Annotated in this window: 20 protein-coding genes; 18 read left to right on the top strand and 2 right to left on the bottom strand. The window is 43.0% G+C overall.

Going from position 1 to position 24,706, the window contains the following annotated elements:
- The first annotated feature begins 2 nt into the window (after window positions 1-2).
- From AB3Y96_RS14045 to cirA, 3 genes are all read left to right on the top strand, one after another.
- The gene (locus AB3Y96_RS14045) at window positions 3-1,085 is read left to right on the top strand and encodes a FecCD family ABC transporter permease (RefSeq protein ID WP_367299477.1); all 1,083 of its coding nucleotides are present in this window, start codon (window positions 3-5) and stop codon (window positions 1,083-1,085) included.
- The gene (locus AB3Y96_RS14040) at window positions 1,082-1,870 is read left to right on the top strand and encodes an ABC transporter ATP-binding protein (RefSeq protein WP_367299476.1); all 789 of its coding nucleotides are present in this window, start codon (window positions 1,082-1,084) and stop codon (window positions 1,868-1,870) included. Before AB3Y96_RS14045 ends, AB3Y96_RS14040 begins: the two co-directional genes overlap by 4 nt.
- Window positions 1,871-2,110: 240 nt before the next feature.
- Complete coding sequence (gene cirA, locus AB3Y96_RS14035) at window positions 2,111-4,075, top strand: catecholate siderophore receptor CirA (RefSeq protein WP_072310101.1); 1,965 nt, start codon at window positions 2,111-2,113, stop codon at window positions 4,073-4,075.
- A 130-nt stretch (window positions 4,076-4,205) separates the two neighbouring features.
- On the opposite strand, the gene metG is transcribed toward cirA, so the two are convergent.
- Window positions 4,206-6,260 carry a methionine--tRNA ligase gene (metG, locus tag AB3Y96_RS14030; protein ID WP_072310102.1) on the bottom strand — a complete coding sequence of 685 codons (2,055 nt, stop codon included), beginning with the start codon at window positions 6,258-6,260 and terminating at the stop codon, window positions 4,206-4,208.
- A 340-nt stretch (window positions 6,261-6,600) separates the two neighbouring features.
- Here metG and apbC point away from each other — a divergent pair, with 340 nt between their 5' ends.
- From apbC to dcuC, 5 genes are all read left to right on the top strand, one after another.
- Complete coding sequence (gene apbC, locus AB3Y96_RS14025; RefSeq protein ID WP_072310103.1) at window positions 6,601-7,713, top strand: iron-sulfur cluster carrier protein ApbC; 1,113 nt, start codon at window positions 6,601-6,603, stop codon at window positions 7,711-7,713.
- Between the two features lie 190 nt (window positions 7,714-7,903).
- A complete protein-coding gene (udk, locus tag AB3Y96_RS14020) occupies window positions 7,904-8,545 on the top strand; it encodes a uridine kinase (RefSeq protein WP_072310104.1) in 642 nt (213 codons plus the stop codon).
- Between the two features lie 199 nt (window positions 8,546-8,744).
- Complete coding sequence (gene dcd / locus AB3Y96_RS14015) at window positions 8,745-9,326, top strand: dCTP deaminase (protein WP_025798169.1); 582 nt, start codon at window positions 8,745-8,747, stop codon at window positions 9,324-9,326.
- A gap of 95 nt (window positions 9,327-9,421) precedes the next feature.
- The gene (gene asmA / locus AB3Y96_RS14010) at window positions 9,422-11,287 is read left to right on the top strand and encodes an outer membrane assembly protein AsmA (RefSeq protein ID WP_367299475.1); all 1,866 of its coding nucleotides are present in this window, start codon (window positions 9,422-9,424) and stop codon (window positions 11,285-11,287) included.
- A gap of 339 nt (window positions 11,288-11,626) precedes the next feature.
- The gene (gene dcuC / locus AB3Y96_RS14005; protein ID WP_025798173.1) at window positions 11,627-12,985 is read left to right on the top strand and encodes an anaerobic C4-dicarboxylate transporter DcuC; all 1,359 of its coding nucleotides are present in this window, start codon (window positions 11,627-11,629) and stop codon (window positions 12,983-12,985) included.
- A 78-nt stretch (window positions 12,986-13,063) separates the two neighbouring features.
- Here dcuC and AB3Y96_RS14000 read toward each other — a convergent pair whose 3' ends face one another.
- Window positions 13,064-14,647, bottom strand: a complete 1,584-nt coding sequence (locus AB3Y96_RS14000; protein ID WP_072310106.1) for a TerC family protein — start codon at window positions 14,645-14,647, stop codon at window positions 13,064-13,066.
- Window positions 14,648-15,247: 600 nt separating this feature from the next.
- Here AB3Y96_RS14000 and rfbD point away from each other — a divergent pair.
- From rfbD to AB3Y96_RS13950, 10 genes are all read left to right on the top strand, one after another.
- Complete coding sequence (rfbD, locus tag AB3Y96_RS13995) at window positions 15,248-16,162, top strand: dTDP-4-dehydrorhamnose reductase (protein WP_367299474.1); 915 nt, start codon at window positions 15,248-15,250, stop codon at window positions 16,160-16,162.
- A gap of 57 nt (window positions 16,163-16,219) precedes the next feature.
- Window positions 16,220-17,098, top strand: coding sequence for a glucose-1-phosphate thymidylyltransferase RfbA (gene rfbA / locus AB3Y96_RS13990; RefSeq protein WP_367299473.1), 879 nt, complete (start codon window positions 16,220-16,222; stop codon window positions 17,096-17,098).
- Between the two features lie 3 nt (window positions 17,099-17,101).
- A complete protein-coding gene (rfbC, locus tag AB3Y96_RS13985; RefSeq protein ID WP_367299472.1) occupies window positions 17,102-17,635 on the top strand; it encodes a dTDP-4-dehydrorhamnose 3,5-epimerase in 534 nt (177 codons plus the stop codon).
- 99 nt (window positions 17,636-17,734) lie between these two features.
- Window positions 17,735-19,006 carry an oligosaccharide flippase family protein gene (locus tag AB3Y96_RS13980; RefSeq protein ID WP_367299471.1) on the top strand — a complete coding sequence of 424 codons (1,272 nt, stop codon included), beginning with the start codon at window positions 17,735-17,737 and terminating at the stop codon, window positions 19,004-19,006.
- Window positions 19,007-19,028: 22 nt separating this feature from the next.
- Window positions 19,029-20,027, top strand: coding sequence for a hypothetical protein (locus AB3Y96_RS13975; protein ID WP_367299470.1), 999 nt, complete (start codon window positions 19,029-19,031; stop codon window positions 20,025-20,027).
- A gap of 65 nt (window positions 20,028-20,092) precedes the next feature.
- Entirely contained in the window at window positions 20,093-21,301 is a 1,209-nt protein-coding gene (locus AB3Y96_RS13970; RefSeq protein ID WP_367299469.1) for an EpsG family protein, read from the top strand.
- 25 nt (window positions 21,302-21,326) lie between these two features.
- A complete protein-coding gene (locus tag AB3Y96_RS13965; protein WP_367299468.1) occupies window positions 21,327-22,103 on the top strand; it encodes a hypothetical protein in 777 nt (258 codons plus the stop codon).
- Window positions 22,084-22,950 carry a hypothetical protein gene (locus AB3Y96_RS13960; protein WP_367299467.1) on the top strand — a complete coding sequence of 289 codons (867 nt, stop codon included), beginning with the start codon at window positions 22,084-22,086 and terminating at the stop codon, window positions 22,948-22,950. Before AB3Y96_RS13965 ends, AB3Y96_RS13960 begins: the two co-directional genes overlap by 20 nt.
- 37 nt (window positions 22,951-22,987) lie before the next feature.
- Complete coding sequence (locus tag AB3Y96_RS13955) at window positions 22,988-23,743, top strand: glycosyltransferase family 2 protein (protein ID WP_367299466.1); 756 nt, start codon at window positions 22,988-22,990, stop codon at window positions 23,741-23,743.
- Entirely contained in the window at window positions 23,740-24,705 is a 966-nt protein-coding gene (locus AB3Y96_RS13950) for an NAD-dependent epimerase/dehydratase family protein (protein ID WP_367299465.1), read from the top strand. The genes AB3Y96_RS13955 and AB3Y96_RS13950 overlap by 4 nt, the downstream gene beginning before the upstream one ends.
- Window position 24,706 lies beyond the last annotated feature (1 nt).

Below are 24,706 nucleotides of genomic sequence, written 5' to 3'. Positions count from 1 at the left end.
ACATGAGTTCAACCACTGAGCCAATGAGCGCTGCGAAACGTTACGACGCCAGCGACGTCAAAGGTCACTACCAGCGCATTGTGCGCCATCGTTTGATCATAATGGGCGTCATCGTGTTAGCCATTTTGGGATCGCTAATCCTTGATTTCACTATGGGGCCTTCCGGTTTGTCGTTAGGTACGCTATGGCAAACGCTGTGGCAGCCAGAAATCGCTGATGCAGGCACCCGCGTTATTGTTTGGGATATTCGTTTGCCGTATGCGCTGATGGCTATCGTTGTTGGGTTGGCATTAGGTTTAGCCGGTGCCGAGATGCAAACCATTCTGAATAACCCGCTGGCCAGCCCGTTCACGTTGGGCGTATCTTCCGCGGCGGCCTTCGGTGCCGCATTAGCAATCGTTTTGGGCATCGGTTTTCCGGGCATCCCCGATCAGTGGTTTATCTCCGCAAACGCCTTTATTTTTGCGCTGTTTGCCGCCCTGATGCTGGACGGTATTACGCGCTGGACACGGGTTGCAACGTCGGGCGTGGTGTTGTTTGGTATTGCGCTGGTTTTCACCTTTAACGCGTTGGTTTCAATGATGCAGTTCATCGCCACTGAAGATACGTTGCAAGGTTTGGTTTTCTGGACCATGGGTAGCCTCGCGCGTGCGTCATGGGAAAAGCTGGGCATTTTATTGCTGGCCTTTGCCATTCTGATGCCGATTTCAATGATGAGCTCGTGGAAGCTAACCGCGCTGCGCTTAGGCGAAGATCGTGCTGTGAGTTTTGGCATCGACGTTAAACGTCTGCGTTTAGGCACATTGCTGCGCATCAGTATCCTGTCTGCATTAGCGGTGGCATTCGTGGGCCCGATTGGCTTTATCGGCTTAGTAGCTCCCCATATTGCCCGCTTGATTTTCGGTGAAGATCATCGCTTCTATTTACCCGCGAGTGCATTGATTGGCGCGCTGGTGCTGTCGATGGCGTCCGTGGCGTCAAAAAACCTGATCCCAGGCGTGATTATTCCTGTTGGCATTGTGACATCGCTGGTGGGCGTACCTTTCTTCCTCAGCATCATTTTGCGTCATAGGGGGAATGTATGAATCTTGGTTTAGAGATTTCGTATTTTAATGCGGGATATCCGCGCCGTGCGGTGATTGAGGACCTGTGCGTATCCACGCTGCCGCGCGGGAAAATTACCGTTCTACTAGGCCCTAACGGCTGCGGTAAATCTACGCTGTTGCGCTCTTTAGCAGGACTAAATCGCGCTTCTGGCCATCTTTTGCTAGATGGCAACGATCTGATGGCACAGCCATTCAGTGAGCGGGCAAAACAGGTAGTTTATCTGCCGCAGTCTTTACCGGCGGGCGTTCATCTTCATGTGTTGGAATCCATTATCGTGGCGCAGCGGGCGTCCGCTGGTCTGGGTCGCCAAGGCAATGAAACAGAAGTGATGCGTTTGCTGGAGCAGCTTGGGATTTCCCATTTAGCGCTGAGCTATTTGGATCAGCTGTCTGGTGGGCAGAAGCAGCTGGTGGGATTGGCTCAATCATTGATTCGCCAGCCTTCGCTGTTGCTGCTTGATGAGCCGCTGAGTGCGTTGGATTTGAATTATCAGTTCCACGTGATGGACTTGGTGCGCCGCGAGACCGCCCGCCGCAATATCGTCACCGTGGTGGTGGTGCACGATATCAATATCGCGCTGCGCCATGGAGATCATGTGTTGATGCTTGAAAACGGGAAGCTGATCGCGGATGGCAAACCCGCAGAAGTGATTACGCCAGAAAGTTTGGCTCGCGTGTATGGCGTCCGTGGACGCATAGAACACTGTTCGCAGGGAATGCCTCAGGTTGTGATCGACGGATTGGTTGCGGAACCCTCCATCTAACCCTTTCTCTGCCAGCGCATTAATAACGGCATTGTCTGTTAATCAATCAATAGGGCTTATCCATAGCGGATAGCCCGATGCGATAGCTTTTGTCTATCACTAGAACAGACGTTCTATGTAGAAGTAGGCATTTTTATTGAAGTGAAAAAGTGGGCTGAACGGCGCCATAAGAGCGTCACACCTAGTAAATAATAATCATTCTAATAATTATTTAAATTTAACCTCATGGAGATTGACCAAATGGCTAAGGCAAAACTTAACCCGTTAGCAACTTTATTGCGCGGGGGGCTTTGCGTACCGTTATTCATCGCAGCAGCACCTGTGATGGCCGCGGAAGGGGATGATGTGATGGTTGTCACCGCTTCAGCAACTGAACAAAATCTGAAAGATGCACCCGCCAGTATTAGCGTGATTACACGTGAAGACTTGGCTAAAAAGCCGATTCAGAACCTGAAGGATATTCTGCAGGAAGTGCCGGGTGTGCAGCTGACTAACGAGGGCGATAACCGTAAAGGTGTGAGTATTCGTGGTTTAGACAGCAGCTATACGCTGATCTTGGTGGATGGCAAACGCGTGAGTTCGCGCACGGCGGTGTTCCGACATAACGATTATGACCTAAGCTGGGTGCCCGCCGAGGCGATTGAGCGTATCGAAGTGGTGCGCGGCCCGATGTCTTCGCTTTACGGTTCTGATGCTTTAGGCGGCGTAGTGAACATTATTACCCGCAAAGTGGGTAAAGAGTGGCACGGTTCCCTGAGTGCCGATAGCACCATCCAAGAGCATCGCGATCGCGGCGATAGCTATAACGGCAGCTTCTACACCAGCGGCCCGTTGATTGATGATGTGCTGGGGGTGAAAGTCTTTGGCAATTTGGGCAAGCGTGAAAAAGATGATGCCCAAAAATCGGCTACCAGCAAAACGGGCGAATCGGGGCGTATTGAGGGCTACACGACTCGCGACGCTAACGTTGAATTTGCATGGACGCCAGAAGCGAATCAGGACATGACCTTTGGCTACGGTTTTGACCGCCAGGATCGTGATTCTGATTCTTTGGATAAAAACCGTCTGGAACGTCAAAACTACTCTATTGGTCACAACGGGCGTTGGGATTTAGCCAATACGGAAATCCGTGCTTATGGCGAAAAGATTGATAACTACAATGAAAACCGCATCACGGCGAAAAATAATGCCATCGACGGCAAAGTTGTTGTTCCTCTCGGCGAGCTAAATCAGCTATTCACACTGGGCGGCGAATACCGTAACGATAAACTGAGCGATCCGGGTAATCTGAAGGGCAGCGGTTCAACGTCAGCCAATCAATACGCGCTGTTTGTGGAAGATGAATGGCGGATCTTCGAGCCGTTGGCCTTCACCGGCGGCATTCGTATGGATAACCATGAAGATTATGGTGTTCACTGGAGCCCGCGTGCCTATTTAGTTTATAATGCGACGGACACGGTGACGGTGAAAGGTGGTTGGGCAACTGCGTTTAAAGCGCCTTCGCTATTAGAACTGAGCCCTGATTGGCAGTCGGCTTCTTGCCGCGGGGATTGTACTATTGTCGGTAACAAGGATCTGGATCCTGAAACCTCCGAAAGCTTCGAGCTGGGCTTGTACTATGCCGGTGATGAAGGGATGCTGGATGGTGTAAATGCCAGCGTGACGGTGTTCCAAAACAATGTGAAGGATATGATTAACGTGACTCGTACTGCCAATGCAGCGATAGCGCCTTCCTATCCAAACTTTGTTGATTTTGATAAGAATGGTAAGCCCATTTTCCGTTACTACAACGTTGATAAAGCAAGAATTAAAGGCGTTGAAACCGAGTTGAAAGTGCCGTTTACCGATGCGTTAAGCATGAGTATGAACTACACCTACAACGATGCACGTGACCTAACCAACGACCGTCCATTAAGCACCCAACCGTTCCATACGGCGAACAGCACGTTAGACTGGAAACCAATCGAAGACTGGTCATTCTACGTATCGGCTAACTATTCCGGTAAGCGTCGCGTCGTGACTAGCGCTGATAAATCATCTGGTGGCTACACCGTTTGGAACACCGGTGGTGCTTATCAGATGACCAAAGATCTGAAGCTGCGCGCGGGCGTGTTGAACCTGTTGGATAAAGACCTGAACCGTGATGATTACAGCTATAACGAAGAAGGGCGTCGTTACTTTGTTGCGGCGGATTACACGTTCTAATTTATTGTTTTGTTGAACGTTGCTTTGTTGAACATTGTTTAGTTGAACATTGTTTAGTTGAACATTATTTAGTTGAACGTAGTGCATAAAAAACCCGCCAGATTGGCGGGTTTTTGGTTGGTTCAGGCAATTATTTAACCTGATGACCCGGCTGTGCGCCGCTGTCAGGGCTGAGCAGGAAGATGTCTTTTCCGCCAGGACCCGCAGCCATTACCATGCCTTCAGACATGCCAAAGCGCATTTTACGCGGAGCCAAGTTAGCCACCATCACGGTTAAACGGCCAACTAACACGCTTGGATCTGGATAGGCAGAGCGAATACCGGAGAATACCTGACGGGTTTCACCGCCCAGATCCAGTATTAGCTTCAGCAATTTATCTGAACCTTCAACGAACTCGGCGCTTTTGATTTCAGCAATGCGCATATCTACTTTGGCGAAATCGTCAAAGGTGATGGTGTCTTGAATCGGCTCGTCGGCTAATGGACCGGTAGCCGGTTTGGAAGCTGCAACGGCGGCTGCCGCAGCGGCTTTGCCTTCTTCAATCATCGCTTCAACTTTGGTCATTTCGATACGGTTAAACAGCGCTTTGAACGCGTTAACCTGATGGCTGAGCAATGGTTGAGAGATGCTGTCCCAGGTCAGTTCGGTATTCAGGAACGCTTCAGTGCGCTCGCTTAATGAAGGCAGAACCGGTTTCAGGTAAGTCATCAGAACGCGGAACAGGTTAATACCCATTGAGCAGATGGCTTGTAAATCGGCATCACGGCCTTCTTGCTTTGCCACTACCCACGGGGCCTGTTCATCGACATAACGGTTGGCCAGATCGGCTAACGCCATGATCTCACGAATGGCTTTGCCTGACTCGCGGTTTTCATAGGCTTGAGCAATTTCATCCGCAGCGTCAACAAAGGTCTGATAAAGCGCAGGATCGGCTAAGTGTTCAGACAGCTTGCCGCCAAAGCGTTTGTTGATGAAGCCTGCGTTACGCGAGGCTAAGTTCACCACTTTGTTAACGATATCGGCATTCACGCGCTGTACGAAATCTTCCAGATTCAGGTCGATATCATCGATTCGCGAGGAGAGTTTCGCTGCATAGTAGTAGCGTAAGCAATCGGCATCCAAATGATCCAAGTAAGTACGCGCCTGAATAAAGGTGCCACGAGATTTGGACATTTTGGCACCGTTAACGGTGACATAGCCGTGGACGAATACGTTGCTTGGCTTGCGGAAGTTACTGCCTTCCAACATGGCTGGCCAGAACAGGCTATGGAAGTAGACGATATCTTTACCGATAAAGTGATACAGCTCGGTGGATGAGTCTTTTTTCCAGAACTCGTTGAAGTCCAGATCGTCACGCTTATCGCACAGGTTTTTAAACGAGCCCATGTAGCCGATAGGCGCATCCAACCAAACATAGAAATATTTACCCGGCGCATCAGGAATTTCAAATCCGAAATAAGGTGCGTCGCGAGTGATATCCCACTGCTGTAGACCAGACTCAAACCATTCCTGCATTTTGTTCGCGACCTGTTCCTGCAATGCACCAGAACGGGTCCATGCCTGCAGCATTTCACTAAACGACGGCAGGTCGAAGAAGAAGTGCTCTGATTCACGCATAACCGGCGTGGCGCCAGAGACAACAGACTTAGGCTCGATAAGCTCGGTTGGGCTATAGGTCGCGCCACAAACTTCGCAGTTATCGCCATACTGGTCTGGTGACTTACATTTCGGACAGGTGCCTTTCACGAAGCGGTCTGGCAGAAACATGCCTTTTTCCGGATCGTAAAGCTGAGAGATAGTGCGGTTTTTAATAAAACCGTTTTCTTTCAGACGACCATAAATCAGGTTCGACAGCTCACGGTTCTCTTCGCTGTGCGTAGAGTGGTAGTTGTCGTAGCTGATATTAAAGTCGGAGAAGTCTTTTTGATGTTCCTGACTCACGGCAGCAATCATCTGCTCAGGCTCAATGCCTAACTGCTGAGCTTTCAGCATGATAGGTGTCCCGTGGGCATCGTCCGCGCAGATAAAGTGCACTTCGTTGCCGCGCATTCGCTGAAAACGAACCCATACGTCTGCCTGAATGTGCTCGAGCATGTGGCCGAGGTGAATTGAGCCGTTGGCGTACGGAAGCGCGCACGTCACTAGAATTTTTCTTGCGCTTGCTTGGGAGGTGACTGAAGCCATAGTGGATTTGCTGTCTCTTTTAAGAATGGAACGGTGCTAAAGATGTTACCTGATTGAGTCCGATGCCGCTAGGCTGCTGTGTTTGTTAAGTCATTTTCTTTGTTAATGCAGGGAAAGTAAGTTGCATAACGCGCAGTGAATGGAGTTCTGGTATGCTTATTAATGTTCTGTCGATTAGCAAAATGGCTGTATAAGTGAATTATGTCAGCGAACATATATATACCCGTCTCACTTCAAGTTGCATGAGCGTGGCCACCTTCATGTAACTCGATTTATTCGGGGTATAAATACGCTTTACAGCGCCATCTGAAGATAAAAATGAATGACACAAGGAGCCGGGATGAGCAATAAATCCCATCAAACGTCCACTCCCGAAGCACTGCGGACGCAGGTCAGTGAAATTCTCGCTGCCTTTACCCACCCAACACTGAATCACCCGCTGAGTGCGCTTAAGGCCCTGCACCATTGTGCACTGCTTGATAACACCCTGCATATTGAACTGATGATGCCGTTTGCGTGGCAAAGTGGTTTTGCCGCGTTGAAAGAGGCAACCAGCCCTGAACTGTTGCGCGTGAGCGGCGCAAAAGCGGTGGAATGGCGTCTTTCACATAATATTGCAACCTTGAAACGAGCCAACGATCAGGCCGGAGTGAAGGGCGTTCGTAATATTATTGCCGTGAGTTCCGGCAAAGGCGGGGTAGGCAAATCCAGCACCGCTGTGAATCTGGCGCTGGCGTTATCCGCAGAAGGCGCGAAGGTCGGGATTTTGGACGCCGATATCTACGGCCCATCAATTCCAATGATGCTAGGTACACCAAACGAGCGTCCTACGTCACCTGACGGTCAACATATGGCGCCGATCATGGCGCATGGTCTGGCAACGAATTCCATCGGATATCTGGTTACCGACGATAACGCCATGGTATGGCGTGGCCCAATGGCGAGCAAAGCGTTGCTGCAATTGCTGCAAGATACGCTGTGGCCTGATTTAGATTATTTGGTGTTGGACATGCCTCCGGGCACCGGTGACATTCAGCTTACGCTGGCGCAGAACATCCCAGTAACCGGTGCAGTGGTTGTGACGACGCCGCAGGATATTGCGCTATTGGATGCGATGAAAGGTATTGTCATGTTTGAGAAAGTCCATGTGCCAGTATTGGGCGTGGTTGAGAACATGAGTATCCACGTGTGCAGTAATTGTGGATTCCACGAGCCGATTTTTGGCACCGGTGGCGCAGAAAAACTGGCAGAGAAATATAAGATCCGTCTGCTTGGTCAACTGCCGCTGCATATTTCACTGCGCGAGGATTTAGACCGTGGTGAACCAACCATGGCCTGCCGTCCAGACAGCGAATTCTCGCTCATTTACCGTCAGTTAGCGGCTAACGTTGCGGCTCAGCTGTATTGGCAGGGCGAATCAATCCCAACCGAGATTGCATTCCGCGCACTGTAAACGTGGCTGTGACATTTTGAATATAAAACGGGCATCCCAGCGGATGTCCGTATTTTCACTGATTAAAACCTGCAAAATTCTGGTATCAGCCCGCGTAACTCCCTATAATTACCGCGTCCCAAGCACGCAGCCCTGAGCTGTCTCTGCTTAGCCTCCCGTCGAACATTTAACACCAGGTCTTAAAAATTATATGACTGACAACTCCCATCAGTGCGTCATTATTGGCATCACGGGCGCATCTGCCTCAGGCAAAAGTTTGATCGCCAGCACACTTTATCGTGAATTACGTGAACAAGTGGGTGAGGAGCACATCGGTGTGATCCCGGAAGATTGTTATTATAAAGACCAAAGCGATCTGACGATGGAAGAGCGGGTTAAAACGAACTACGATCACCCAAGCTCGATGGACCACAGCTTGCTGTTTCAGCATTTACAAATGTTAAAAGCAGGTCAAGCCATCGAACTTCCGCAGTATAGCTACGTTGAACACACCCGCAAGCAAGGCACCATTCATTTAGAACCCAAGAAAGTGATTATTCTGGAAGGTATTTTATTGCTGACAGATGCACGCCTGCGCAATGAATTGAACTTCTCCATTTTTGTTGATACTCCGCTCGACATTTGCCTCATGCGTCGAATGAAGCGTGACGTTAACGAGCGTGGCCGCTCAATGGATTCCGTAATGGCTCAGTATCAAAAAACGGTACGCCCAATGTTCCTGCAGTTTATCGAGCCGTCTAAGCAATATGCCGATATTATCGTGCCACGCGGTGGGAAAAACCGTATTGCGATTGATATTCTGAAAGCTAAGATCAGCCAGTTTTTTGAATAACCGATTTCGTTTTCTATTAAAGCCCGCTTAATGCGGGCTTTTTTGTCAGTCAATTTTGTTAATTGTCGTTATATTTGGGAAACGATGCCTATTTTAAAAGCAACAAACCGTTTGAATCATTTCAGAATATTAGGGGTTCAGGTACTATGTCTTCTTAGTTTGCAGCCATTGCTGCTTTGCCTGTAACGGAGAGAAAACCATGAGACTTTGTGACCGCGATATTGAAGCTTGGCTAGACGCGGGAAAACTCACTATTTCACCTCGCCCACCGGTAGATCGTATTAACGGTGCCACCGTCGACGTGCGTTTGGGAAATAAGTTTCGTGTTTTCCGCGGGCATACAGCACCTTATATCGATCTGAGTGGGCCGAAGGCGGAAGTTGCCGAAGCACTAGAACGTGTCATGAGCGATGAGATCATCCTCGGCGAAGAAGAGGCCTTTTTCCTACATCCGGGCGAGCTGGCGTTAGCCGTTACGTTAGAGTCTGTCACATTACCCGCTGATTTAGTTGGTTGGTTGGATGGACGCTCTTCGCTTGCACGCCTAGGCTTAATGGTACACGTCACCGCACATCGTATCGATCCAGGCTGGCAGGGATGTATCGTGTTAGAGTTTTATAACTCTGGGAAATTACCGTTGGCATTGCGCCCGGGAATGCCGATTGGCGCGCTGAGTTTCGAACCGTTATCCGGCCCTGCGGCACGCCCTTACAACAGCCGCCAAGATGCAAAATATCGTGACCAACAGGGCGCAGTCGCGAGCCGTATCGATAAAGATTAATGTGTATCATTGCCGACGGTGTTCGTTTTCGACGTAGTTCATCTCGAACTTAAACACCACGGTTTTACAACGCTTGCCTTGAGATAGAGGATGGCATGAGACGATTTCTGACGACCATAGTTATTTTGTTGGTTGTGTTAGCTGTTGGTATGACGGCGCTGGTATTGCTGGTAAATCCCAATGACTTTCGTAGCTATATGGCGAAAGAAGTGCAGCAGCGTACAGGCTATGATCTGCAGCTAGATGGCTCTCTGCGTTGGCATGTTTGGCCCCGCCTTAGCATTTTATCTGGGCGCATGTCGCTGACTGCCCCAGGCGCGGCACAACCCGTTGTCAGTGCGGAAAACATGCGGTTAGACGTCGCGTTGTGGCCACTCTTGTCTCATCAGCTTGACGTTAAGCAGGTGATGTTAAAGGGCGCGGTGATTCGCTTAACGCCAGATAGCGATGCGCAGAAGCCTGATAATTCACCGATTGCTCCATCGGGCTCACGCGAACCGTCTAAAGACGTTGCGTGGAAGTTGAATATCAAAAAAGTTCAGGTCAAAGACAGCCTGTTAATTTGGCAGCAAGATAAAGATGACCAAATTAATATGCGCGACATTAATTTGTCGATCGATCAAGACAGTGAACGTCAGGCCTATATTGAGTTTTCGAGTCGGATAAATCGTAACCAACGCGATCTTAGCTTTAAACTGGCCGCAAACGTGGATTTGAGTAGCTATCCACAGCGCTATAGCGCCGTTGTTTCCAGTTTTGACTATCACTTGGCAGGTGTGGGATTGCCTGCGGACGGGATTGCAGGGCAGGGGAGTGCAACGGTCAGTTATCAGTTACAACCGCAGCTGTTAGACATCTCGAATTTGCAGATAACCGCTAACCAGAGTCAGCTTCAGGGGCGGGTCCAAGGCTCAATGCAGGCCGATGGCGAGTCTACGTACCAAGTTGATTTAAAATCCGCGGCGCTCAACCTAGATAATTTATTGGGCTGGCAACCGCCGGGTGATTCAGACGCAGGCAGTGCCAATACATCACAACAGAGTGGCCCTCGCTCGCCTGTTACCTCTAATTCTCAATCTGTCTCTCAGCCAGGCGAAATGGCATTTTTGCGTGATTTTAATGCTGACGTAAAAATTCAGGCCAACCAAATTATCTACCATGGGTTGACGATTGCTGATTTTTCTCTGCAGGTGCAAAACCAGCAGGGGACGGCGACGTTGCAGGATCTCAGCGGTAAGCTTGGGCATGGAACGTTTAAGACGCAAGGGGCAATTTCTGTCGTTGATAATAATCAACCTGCGCAAATCACGCTGACGCCGCAGATAGAAAACATTGCGATGGGGCCGGTTTTACATGCATTTGGACAGCCAGAAACGTTTGTAGGCGATCTCACTTTAACCGGAAAATTTAGTGGCTCTGGCATAACTTTAGCCGACATCATGCAGCGTTGGGATGGTCACGCACATATATCGATGGCTAACGCACGTCTTAACGGCATGAATATTCAGCAGTTAATACAGCAAGCTGTGGTCCGTAGCCACTCAGAGGTTACCGCTGCAGATAGCTATACGGATTACACTAAAATTCAGGAACTCAAAGCGGACACGGTACTGCGACAGGGTAATTTACGCATTACTCAGTTCTTTGGTCGCTCTGAAATCTTAACGGCGGGTGGTTCTGGGCTGATAAACCTGAATAAACAACGTTGTGATATGAGCCTAAATGTCCGCGTTCTTGATGGGTGGAAGGGCAAAAGCAACGTGGTTAAAACACTGCAAAAAGCGGTGATCCCATTACGGATTTATGGCCCTTGGCAAGAGCTGAGTTACTCGCTGGATGTGGATAAAGTCTTGCGTAGTGAGCTTGAGCAAAAAGCCAAAGATGCATTGAATAATTGGCTTGGAAAGCATCAAGATTCAAAAGATAAGAAAGACTTAGAGCGATTGTTGAAGAAGCTTTAAGTACTTAAGGTTTAGTTTCACATCGAGCCGCAGCAAGTTTGCTGCGGCTTTTCTATTTCTAATCCTTTTCTATTTCTAATCCTTTTCTATTTCTAAAAAAAGTTGAAATGCAATTGGGATTTCCTGAACCAAGCGGCCAATCACAAACTTGTCATGGCAAAAACAAACACGGGAAATCGTTGACCAAAGTCAGTAAAATCGTCTGCTTTTTTCGGCAGAGTTCGATGGTTTAATCGGCTAACTGGCGCAGTAGCGCTAGGTTAGTTTATTTTTTCGCCATTGAGGCTATTCAAGTTCCGTAGAGAACTTATTTAAAGCAATACCTATAGAGGCTTTCATATGATTGAGTTGTTAATTGGTGTCATTGTGGCGACGGGGGTTGGTCGATACATCATCAAGGGCTATTCGGCTACCGGGGTATTAATGGTTGGTGGGATCCTACTGCTGATTATTAGTGCGTTGATGGGGCATCAGATATTACCGGCGAGCGCCAAGCCGACAGGACTGAGCGCAACCGATATTGTTGAATATATTAAAGTCTTGCTTATGAGCCGCGGTGGCGATTTAGGCATGATGATTATGATGCTGTGTGGATTTGCTGCCTACATGACCCATATTGGGGCAAATGATATGGTGGTGAAATTAGCATCTCGTCCTCTGCAGTACATCAATTCTCCCTATTTATTGATGATTGCGGCATATTTCGTTGCTTGTCTGATGTCACTGGCTGTTTCCTCGGCTACGGGGCTAGGCGTTTTATTGATGGCAACACTGTTCCCTGTGATGGTGAACGTTGGGATTAGTCGAGGTGCAGCGGCGGCTATTTGTGCATCGCCGGCTGCGATTATCCTTGCGCCAACGTCGGGAGACGTTGTGCTGGCTGCCAAAGCATCTGAAATGCCGTTGATCGATTTTGCTTTCAAAACTACGCTTCCAATTTCTATTGCCGCCATCATTTGCATGGCTATCGCACATTTCTTTTGGCAGCGTTATTTAGATAAAAAAGAAAACGTCTCTCATGAAATGCTGGACGTGAGTGAAATCAAAACTAACGCGCCTAGCTTCTACGCCTTGCTCCCGTTTACGCCTATTCTGGGGGTTTTAATTTTCGACGGTAAATGGGGTCCAGAGCTGCACATTATTACCGTGCTTGTGATTTGTATGCTTGGTGCCGCAATCATTGAATTCCTGCGTGGCTTTGATGCGCAGAAAGTTTTTGTAGGCCTGGAAGTTGCCTATCGAGGTATGGCGGACGCTTTTGCTAGCGTGGTGATGCTGTTAGTCGCTGCGGGCGTTTTCGCGCAAGGGTTAAGCACCGTGGGCTTTATCAGCAGCCTGATAGATTTAGCACAGTCGTTTGGCACCGGTGGAATTATCATGATGCTAGTGCTGGTGGTGATCACGATGCTGGCCGCTATGACCACGGGGTCTGGCAATGCGCCTTTCTATGCGTTCGTGGAGTTGATCCCAAAACTTTCAGCACAGATGGGTGTTAACCCTGCTTATTTAACCATCCCTATGCTACAGGCCTCTAACCTTGGCCGTACTTTGTCACCTGTTTCTGGCGTAGTCGTTGCGGTGGCAGGGATGGCGAAGATCTCCCCGTTTGAGGTGGTGAAGCGTACTTCTGTTCCTGTACTGGTTGGTCTGATTGTAGTTATCGTTGCAACTGAAATTCTAGTTCCTATTCATTTGTAATAATGGCTAGGTATCACGGATAAACAAAAGCGGGCAAAGCCCGCTTTTTTAATCGATAAATATTATCTGAAAGGCGATTTAGACTTCATAATCATCGTCAGGCACCACAAGCGGCGTGATTTTAATTTTCAGGATTCTGTGGCTGTTAATCTCTAACGGCTCGAACATATAGTCACCAATTCTAATTTGCTCACCCACGTGTGGGATGCGTTGCAAGTACTCCATCAATAAACCCGCTAACGTATGGTATTCGCGCTTCTCATCGATTGGCAGAGGCATATAAAGCACCAAGTCTTCCAGCGGCATGTAGCCGTTGGCGATCCACGTGCCATCTTCGTTTTGCCGAATATCATGGCGCGGGTCGATATCTTCACCGGCAACGGGGAGGTTACCGGCAATGGTTTCCATGACGTCAGTAAGCGTCACCACGCCTTCAACGGAGCCGAACTCATCAACCACAAAGGCAAAATGAGTCTGTGCCTGTCGGAACTGCTCCAGAGCCATCAACAGCGACACGCCTTCAGGAAAAATTAGGGGTTGTTTAACCAACGCACGAAGATCGAGTTTCTCGCCTTGCAACTGCTGCCTCAGTAGGTCGATAACATGTATAACGCCCAGCGGTTCGTCGGCGGCATTATCATCTGTTACTACAATACGCGTATGCAGGTTTTTCTGTAATAACTCATCCAGCTTACTTTGCGGATCGCTTAGGTCTAGCTGCTCCACGTCGTGGCGGGATGTCATAATGCTGCTCACAGTACGCTGCGCCATGCCTAATACGCGCTCGATCATCATGCGTTCTTGCGGAATAAACAGGTCGGCTTCACCGCGATTATCGGCAATCAGGCTGGATGTATTGGCATCAAGCTGCGCCTCTTCATGTTTCCCACTTAGCAAGCGCAAAACGGCTTCAGCAGTCCGCTCACGAAGCGGGCGCGATGAAGAGAGGAAACGTCGCCGGTTATACTGAGAAAGCTGATTCAAGACTTCTATAATCACTGAAAAACCGATAGCGGCGTAGAGATAACCTTTCGGAATCAGATAGCCAAAGCCTTCAGCGACCAAGCTGAAGCCAATCATCAGCAGGAAGCTCAAACATAAAATAATGATGGTGGGGTGGGCGTTAACAAAATTTGTCAGCGGTTTGCTGGCAAGCAGCATCAGGCTGATGGCAATACATACGGCTGCCATCATAACGGCAAGATGCTCAACCATACCCACTGCGGTGATAACTGAATCCAGTGAGAACACCGCATCGAGCACTACGATTTGGATCACCACTGGCCAGAATTTGGCTCCTTTACGCTGGCTGTGGCTCTCATGATCTTTGCCCTCCAGCCGTTCGTTCAATTCAACGGTGGCTTTGAAGAGCAAGAATATCCCGCCGGTCAACATAATCAGGTCGCGTGCGCTGAAGCCGTGCCCGTTGAGAGTCAGGATTGGCTTAGTTAGCGTCGCCAGCCAAGAGATTGAGGCCAGTAGTACAAGGCGCATCACGAGCGCCAGCAATAGGCCAACTACACGCGCTTTGTCACGCTGCTGACGGGGGAGTTTCTCTGCCAAAATTGCAATAAAAACTAGGTTATCAATACCTAGCACAATCTCAAGCACGACCAGTGTTGCTAGCCCTGCCCAAATAGTCGGATCGGCGATCCATTCCATACGCTTCGTTATACCTTTAGAGTTGTTACAGTTATTCTTAGGGAATGATCGGTGGTTGGCGCGATAAATTCAAGTATAAGCACAAGAAGGGCTTGCGATAACTATGGATATTCAGCAAAAAGTTCAATTTGTATGTCAATTTGCGCATTTCTAAAACAGCTAAACTTTTTGTGCGTATTTATCCTTGTATCAGACCGTCAGAAGTATGAGAATTAGCCCGCATCGAAAAATGTAAGAAATAGTGATAGAGGGAAAGTTCCTAAAAAGGGGCTGGATTAAGAATTATCTGAGGTGGGGGCATCCGACAGGAGTGTACTCTGCGTGCAGTCTCATAGGACCCACATCGCCGCGAGTTTGAACAGTGCATTGGTAGCTGACGAGCCAAGGGCGGTAGCGTGGGTGAGAATTCTTCAAAGCCACATGTTTTATATTGTTTTTTTGATGGTTGCTCAGATGAATTAACGGCTGATATCTATCAGTGAGCCTAGATATAACAGACGCATTTTGACGAGAAAATATGTAATACCATCGCTGGCAGAAAATATCACCGCAAAAATAATTCTAACAAGAATATCTTAACTTTATAAAATTAAGAAAGTCGTGGAGTATTGTAAAATGAATATATTATTATTTGGTAAAAATGGCCAAGTAGGTTGGGAACTCCAGCGCTCTTTAGCTCCACTAGGTAATATAATCGCAGTTGATTATGATTCGTTAGAGTATTGTGGTGACTTTACTAACCCTGAAGGTGTGGCAGAAACGGTACGTAAAATTAAGCCTGATATCATTGTTAATGCTGCCGCGCATACCGCGGTGGATAAAGCTGAAAGTGAGCAAGAATTTGCTCAGTTGTTAAATGCTACCAGCGTAGACGCGATTGCGAAAGAGGCTGAAATACTTGGTGCGTGGTTAGTCCACTATTCAACCGATTATGTATTGCCAGGAACCGGTGACAAGCCATGGTTAGAGACTGATGAGCCATCGCCTCTGAACATCTATGGCGAAACTAAACTTGCTGGAGAACAGGCAATTCAACAGCATTGTACAAAATATCTTATATTCAGAACGAGCTGGGTATATGCAAGCAAGGGAAATAACTTTGCTAAGACCATGCTTCGTTTAGGCGCTGAGCGTGAAGAACTCTCTATAATTGATGATCAGCATGGTGCTCCGACAGGCGCTGAATTATTGGCTGATTGTACAGCCCATGCAATACAAAAAGCGTTATCTAACCCTAATGTCACAGGTATCTATCATCTTGTAGCCTCCGGTACCACAACGTGGTTTGAGTTTGCTAACCTGGTGTTTGCAGAAGCAAAAGCAGCAGGGATTGAATTAAAAGTAAAAAGTACTTTACCTGTTGCCACATCGTCTTACCCTACACCAGCGATGCGCCCTCTCAATTCAAGACTCGATACTACCAAATTTAAACAAACCTTCGGCCTAGAATTGCCCAACTGGGATGTTGGCGTTAAGCGTATGCTATGTGAGTTATTCTCAGCAACAGCGAAATAATTCACCTCACACAAAACTCAGTATTATTTAAACAGATTAAATTAAAGAGATTAAAGAATGACAACTCGTAAAGGGATTGTGTTAGCCGGAGGCTCTGGGACTCGCTTGTATCCTGTAACAATGGCGGTAAGTAAACAGCTACTTCCTATTTATGATAAACCAATGATTTATTATCCGATCAGTACCTTGATGCTGGCGGGTATTCGCGACATCTTAATTATCAGCACACCGCAGGATACGCCAAGATTTGAGCAGTTGCTGGGAGACGGTAGCCAATGGGGATTGAAACTGCAATATAAAGTTCAGGAAAGTCCCGATGGACTGGCTCAAGCCTTTATTTTAGGCGAAGAGTTTATTGGCAGCGATAACTGTGCATTGGTGCTAGGCGACAACATTTTCTACGGACATGACCTGCAGAAACAACTTGAAGCTGCCATTACTAAAGAGTCTGGTGCAACGGTGTTTGCTTATCATGTCAATGATCCTGAGCGTTACGGTGTTGTTGAGTTTGATGCGAATGGAAAGGCTATTTCTTTAGAAGAAAAACCGCTGGAACCTAAGAGCAACTATGCGGTAACCGGTTTATATTTCTATGATAATCGCGTTGTGCAAATGGCTAAAAGTTTAAAGCCATCACCACGTGGAGAGTTAGAAATTACTGATATTAACCGTATCTATTTGGAGCAGGGTAATTTATCGGTTGCTATGATGGGGCGTGGATACGCTTGGCTTGATACTGGTACGCATGAAAGTTTGATTGAAGCAGCGAATTTTATTCAGACGATAGAAACACGCCAAGGATTGAAAGTGGCATGCCCAGAAGAAATCGCTTACCGCAAAGGTTTTGTTGATGCTGAGCAGGTGAGGGCTTTAGCTGCACCTTTGGCGAAGAATGCATATGGTCAGTATTTGTTGAAAATGGTTAAAGGTCGTTAATTGATGAACGTTATTAAAACTGAGATCCCAGATGTTTTAATTTTTGAACCAAAAGTTTTTGGCGATGAGCGTGGCTTTTTCTTTGAAAGCTTCAACCAAAAAGTTTTTGAAGAGGCCGTTGGTTACCCTGTAGACTTTGTTCAGGACAACCACTCCAAATCATCAAAGGGGGTTTTGCGTGGTTTACATTATCAGCTTGCGCCGTTTGCACAAGGTAAGCTAGTTCGGTGCGTAGCGGGAGAGGTTTTTGATGTTGCTGTTGATATCAGAAAGGATTCAGAAACCTTTGGTAAATGGGTGGGAGTTAACCTATCTGCTGAGAACAAGAGACAGTTGTGGATTCCTGAAGGGTTTGCGCATGGTTTTTTGGCTTTAAGTGACGATGTCGAATTTTGCTATAAAACTACTAATTATTATAGTGCGGCATACGAGCGAGGAATAAAATGGGATGACCCGCTAATAAATATCAACTGGGGGGTTGGGATAGAGCCTATCCTATCTATTAAAGATAAAAAAAACAATAATATCAATGAATAATAAATTATCCGTCTAGATATAGTACGGCGAAATTATATTATTAGTTCATGGAGCTAATTCTGAGTTTAAGAATTATAAACATAAAAATTAGAGTCGGATATGCCCTCAAAATTTATTTCATTGTTGGCAATGAAAGGTGATGTGAAGAGATTGCTAGGTAATATTTTCTCTCTCGCAATGCTTCAGTTGATCAACTACATATTGCCATTAATTTTAATTCCATATTTAGTTATTCATATCGGGATTGATAATGTCGGAGTAATTGCCACAGCATCAGCGTTGTGTATTTACTTCCAAATGATATCTGACTATGGGTTTAATCTTACCGCAACTCGTGATGTTGCTGAAAATAGAGAGGACCATGAGAGATTAGTCGAGATATTTAGTGCTGTGTTCTATATAAAAATATCTTTTTTATCTGTTTGTTTTTTTATTTTTTTATTGATAATAAAAAATATACCAATTTATAGCATGTCACTAGATATATATATATACTCATATCTTATTATAGTTGGACAATCTCTATTTCCTGTATGGTTTTTTCAGGGAATGGAAAATATGAAATTTATTACAATAATTAACACGGCCACAAAAATATTTGGAACAATATTGATATTTGTTATGACAAAAAATAGCGATGACGCATTTCTTGTGCCTCTCATTAATGGTGGCGCTTCACTGTTATCATGTATATTAGGGATAATTATCGCTTGGCGGAAATTTAACATGACAGTGAAGTTGATTAAAATATCTGTAATCCAAAAATATCTAATTGACGGCTGGCATATTTTTGTGTCTAGAGTTGCTTCAACTCTTTATAAAAATTCGAATATAGTAATAATGAGCATGTTCTCTTCTCCTGCTGTTGTAGGAAGTTATTCGATTTGTGAAAGGGTTGTTCGTAGTGTTCAGATGGTTCAGAATGTCATAGGTGATGCGGTATTCCCATTTTTTAATAATAAAAACAAAAACGATTCTGATTACATAAAGCGTTTTTTTAAGAAATATGGAAAAAAAGTTTTTTATTTTTATATTTCTCTTACTTTAATATTCATACTATTTACCCCTGTCATAACAAATATATTTTACCATCATCAGGATATATCTGTTATTATAAATTTTGTTATTTTTTCTGGTGTCATTTTATTTGGTGGTCTTAATTATTTTTATGGCATTTTAGGCCTGGTATCAATCGGGAAAATGAAAGAATTCTCAAAAAATGTTATTATTGTTGGTGTGACAAATATTGTTGTCTGTGTTATTTTATCGATTACATTTAGTAATTATGCTGGGGCAATTTCAGCGACACTCAGCGAGTTTTTATTGTTAAGCTTAATTATGCGTTCATTTTATAAATCTATTAAAGATTAATCTAATACCGCTAGGAATTATAATGATACATATTGTAAAAAATAACTTTTTGCTAACTGAATACATATTAAAAGATTTGGATTCTAAAGATATTTATTTGCATTCCATGGATGAATTTGTTGATATATCAAAGTCTAATAGCAAGAGGTTTTTTTTACGTATTTACTATAGACTGATAGTGTTTTTTTTGTTTCCATTATATGGCATTCTTTTCTTTTTTAAAAAAAATAAAAGAGGATGTGTTATCTATTATGGTATCGATCAGTTTAATCTTTTAGCTCTAATTTTTAAAAAATGTTTGAAGTATAAAAAGCAAAGTTTATGGCTATGGAACCCCTGTTCATCAATTGCAAGAACAACAATTGAACTTCGAATTATATTTTTTATAATGAAGTTCATTGGTATAAAAATCTGGACGTTTGATAAGGGTGATGCCTCAAAGTTTGGGCTTTTTTATCATCATCAAATTTACTCACAAAAAATAGTCGATAAATATGACATAAACAAAGAAAAGCCAATATATTCTGGTTTCTTTGTTGGAAAAAATAAAGGTAGAATTGATAAAATAAAAATAATATCTGAAACTTTCATTAACTCAAATCTGAAATTTTTTCATCACATAACTCATGACCATATAAATAACTGCAGCGATGCTGTAGTAAAAGACTGTATGCTCAAGGATGAGGATATAGCTTATTCTGACTATTTAGATATATTGATAAACTCTGAGTGTATAGTTGAGATCATACAGAAAGGGCAAAGTGGCCTGACCCTAAGAGCACTTGAGTCTCTTTTTTTTGGGAAAAAACTAATAACAGATAACGCTGATATTTCATGTTATGACTTTTATAACAAAAATAATATACTGATAATTGAAAAAGAAATGATTACTACACGCATTCTCACGGATTTTATGCAATTACCTTATGTTGCAATTTCTAAAGAAATTAAAGAAAAGTACACTATAAATTCGTTGATTAATGCACTAGCCAAATGGAATGACAGGGATTACATGCAGTAAGTATTAATTTGGCTTTAATTTGGCTTTGTTTGTATTCAGTCCCGATGCCGGCTTAATGAGTATATATGACCACTATAGAACCGCTAACATATAAATCCAATATTTTTATTGGACTACTTTTTGTATTTTTAGCTAGTACTTTGATTTTTCTCCCTATTTGGATTGTACTAGTTCTGCTTTCTATGACTGTGTATTTTTCTAGTGGAAATATTAAGTTTTTAGCATTGATTGTTTTAATTTTGGCCTCAGCATTATTCAACTCAAATGTAGATATTTCTGGAGACATTAGCAATTATAAAATTATCTACTTGGATGTAATTCATTCCGGTTATGTTGATGAGTTTGCGACTGAGCCTTTGCTCATGTTGTTTTATTCTGTCTTAGGTTTTTTTGATGCTGATTTCAGATTTGTTTTATTTACTCAATCCTTATTTATTAATATATGTCTCGCTATAATAGTTCATCGTCATTTTGGCTGGAGGGGCATAAAGTACTACCCTATTATAATTATATATCCTATTTATATACAGCAAGGACTATATCTTTCAAGGCAGTCGCTGTCTATAGTATTCTTTATGTTATTAGTCACGCAACCGAAGAATGGATTGTTCCCTCGTGTAAAATCAACTATATACTCTTTATTGTCTGTACTTGCTCATTCTATTTCTATTTTATATATTTTTGTTTTCTATATTTCTAATTTTATAAAAAGTAGAGTGAAGTTGCGTTGGATATTATTATTCTATTTTGCTGTTATTTTTTTTCCGTTAAACACTGAAATTATAAATCAAATAGTAAATTTAGCGAAAAATTTCGCACCATCAATAGACCGAAAGATAGGTTTTTATCTAAATAATAATTTATCCAATTCAAGCTTGACACTTTTTAGTCTTATTTTAGTTCCTTTGCATATGAGCTTTATTCTTTTGCTATATTCGATGATGTCGAGATATAAAAGGTCATTGGATTCTATTTCTTTATTTTTTATCGTGTTCTATTTTTTAATCCTCTTTTTTAGAGAGTATGATATTCTTCCCGAAAGAATATCTATGATTGTGGTTTTTCTAGCACCATTATTTTTTTATCATATATCAAACATCTTTCTAAAAGCAGAAAATAAAAATATTTCAATGTTTATTGAAACTACTTTTTTTATTTTTATTGTTTTTGTATTTATCAGATTTGTGGTATTAAATGATTTAGGTGATTATAACATTACATTTTTTAACAAAGAATCGTTGTTTTATAATGTGTTGTCGTGGATGGTGTCTTGAGTTTAATAATATATAGGGAAAAATTATGAAATATATTATTGGCAGTGGGTGGTGGTGTTCTAGTTCTGATGATGAAAGAGAAAAGCTATATGGTGATAATGATATTAGAAATGAAAATTTTCATTATCATTGGTATGATGCTATTCGCAAATATACATCTCCAACTGAAATTATTATTGTAGATAGTAATTCGCCAATAAAGCCAAAATGGGAAATTGGTTTAAAAGTTATCTCCTTAAATGAGAATGCAGGACATTCAACTAACCATACTGGAAAATATTCTGGATGGATGCGGTCTGTCATACATTCAATGTCCTACGCGCAAAATTGCGATTGTGATTACTATGTATACATTGAGCAAGATGCACTTATTTTTGGAGAAAACATAATAGAAGATTGTATAGCGAAAATGAATAAGCCGTACATGTTTGGGAAGTGCAAGGATTTTAACAATCCCTTGCAGCAATCTTTTTTTATTATTAAAAAAGAATATATAGATAGTTTTCTTGCGAAAATATTTCTAATACCATTCTCTGATTCAGAGATGCCTCCTGAGAGAAAGTTTGCATTGGCAACATCTGATTGGTTTTTCTTCATTCCTAAGTTTTTGCTTATTTCATCGCGGTCAAAATTTATTAAGAAAATAACATGGCGACTTCAGAATATGTTTTCCAAAGCTATTGGCAACTATAATTATTTACCAATTGGATATGGAAGGGATAGACCGATAAATATGAGTGATAGGCATTTTTATTTTCAGCATGGTTCAGCGGATGAGTTAAATGAATATTTTGATAAATAAGATTCTATTCCTAATTAGCTCTTTTTTTGAGACTGTTAAATTTATTTTCTTGTCTTATTTTTTTTCTTGGAAACGTCCCCAACTAGAGCAGTCATCTTCATATATTATATCACTGACTTCGTATCATAAGAGATTTGGTACACTACATTTAGTATTGGAATCATTTTTTTATCAAAAATTAAAGCCACGAGAGATTCATCTTTGGTTATCAAAAAAAGATATAGATATATATGGTGGTATACCAAAAAATATTAAACGGCTTGAAAATAATGGGTTAATTATTCATATCAAAAATGATGACATTGGTTCGTACAAAAAACTATCATATATATACGATCTTCTCATACAAGTTACCGGGATTAAGCATGTTATTACGGCAGATGATGATGTGCTTTATCCTAAATATTGGAGTGAAGAACTGCTTTTAAAAAGTATGAAAGATAATTGTGTTTCATGCTTTCGAGGTCATGATTTACGCATTTATAATGGCATCTTTGATTATAAAAAGTCTATGAGCCTTAACGTTTCAGGAAGTGAGCCAAATTACAGTTTATTACCTACAGGGTGCTCAGGTGTCGCCTATCCCATCGGGTCTATATCCCGAGAAGTTTCGAGTTCAGACAAGTTTCTTAGTGTAGCACCTAAAGCAGACGATATTTGGTATAAGGCAATGACACTTAAGAATGGATATAAATCTAGTCGAGTTTATGCACACAATGTGCATTTTCCTGTATTGATTAATTGCTTATCAGAAAGTCTTTATTCAAGTAATGTTAATAATAATGAAAATAATGGAAAATTAAAAAATACGTTTCATTTTTTTGATGTAACTAAATATTTTTATTAAAAATATAATACCATGCGGCTATAATTTAAGGTGATTTATGGAAGACCTAGTGTCAATAATAATGCCCTCGTTTAATTCAGAGAAAACTATAACTGACAGCATTTCATCAGTTCTTTCTCAATCGTATGAAAACTGGGAGTTATTAATTACTGATGATATGTCTACAGATGGAACAAAAAGTATAATAGAGCTTTTCAGCGCAAAAGATCATCGGATAAAACCTTTTTTCAATGAGAAAAATTTAGGTGCTGGTTGCTCTAGAAATAATAGCATAACTAAATCCAATGGACGGTATATTGCATTTCTAGATAGTGATGATCTGTGGAGTAATGACAAACTTGAAAAACAGATAAGTTTCATGAAAAAAAATAATTATGTGCTCACATACAGTGAATATAAAAAAATAAATAGTGATGGTGATGTTTTCGCTCATATAGTCCCTCCTGAACGAGTTAATTATAATGAGCTTTTGAAATCGAATGTTATAGGGTGTCTTACCGCTATTTACGATGCTGAGATACTTGGTAAACTTTTGATGCCACCTATTAGAAAACGACAAGATATGGCACTATGGCTGACAATTTTGGAGAGGATTGATTTTGCACATTGCATATCAGAACCATTAGCTTTTTATAGGGAAGGTTATGCTAGCTTGTCCTCAAATAAGATGAAGATTCTCTTTACGCAGTGGTCATTTTATCGTGATTACCTCAAGTTTAGTATTTTAAAATCGGCATATTATTTTTCACATTACGCGATTAGAGCCGTTAAAAAACATGGAGTTAAAAAATGAGTGAATTAGTAACTATAATTGGTGGTGCCGGGTTTATAGGAACAAGGTTGGCCCATGCGCTTGCTAGTGCAAATGTTAATTTTAGAATTGTCGATATTAAAAAAAGTACTGCGTATGCATCTCAATGGTTATATGGTGATGTGACTAATACTAGTTCATTACTAGAAGCATTATCTGGAAGTAGCGTCGTTATAAACCTTGCGGCAGAGCATAAAGATAATGTTCATCCAATTAGTCTCTATTATGATGTTAATGTGCAAGGTGCTAAGAATGTTTGTGACGCAGCTGAACAATTAGGAATTAAGCATGTTGTATTCACATCATCTGTTGCTGTTTATGGATTTGTAGAAAAAGAAACAGGTGAGGATGGTGAGTTTCATCCATTCAACGACTATGGAAAATCTAAGCTTGAAGCTGAATCTGTTTATGATTCATGGCAAGCAAGGGATACAGAACGTACACTTGTAACAATTCGTCCTACAGTTGTATTTGGCGAAAATAATCGAGGCAACGTTTATAATTTATTCCGCCAGATTGCTTCAGGTAAGTTTCTCATGATTGGTGATGGTAATAACCAAAAGTCTATGGCTTACGTTGAGAATATTGCAGCATTCTTAAAGTTTGCTACAACATTTGGATCAGGACGTCATGTATTTAACTACATCGATAAACCTGATTTTACAATGAACGAACTTACCGATGTTATTTGCTCAGCCTTGCATAGGAAAAAGAATAATATTCGAATTCCATATGCAATCGGGATTGCTGGTGGTTATTGTCTTGACATACTGTCTAAGATCACGGGAAAAGAATTCCCAGTGAGCTGTATTCGTGTTAAAAAATTCTGCGCGCGTACTCAATTTAAATCTAATAGTATTGCTGCTACTGGGTTTAAGCCGCCAGTTACGCTTGAACAGGGAATTGCAAATACCGTCCGCCATGAATTTCTGGAAAAGCATTAAA

The organism is Hafnia alvei (genome assembly GCF_964063325.1).
GTDB lineage: Bacteria > Pseudomonadota > Gammaproteobacteria > Enterobacterales > Enterobacteriaceae > Hafnia > Hafnia alvei_B.
The sequence above is the reverse complement of the archived record's forward strand: the minus strand, read 5'-3'. Positions and strand labels throughout refer to the sequence as shown.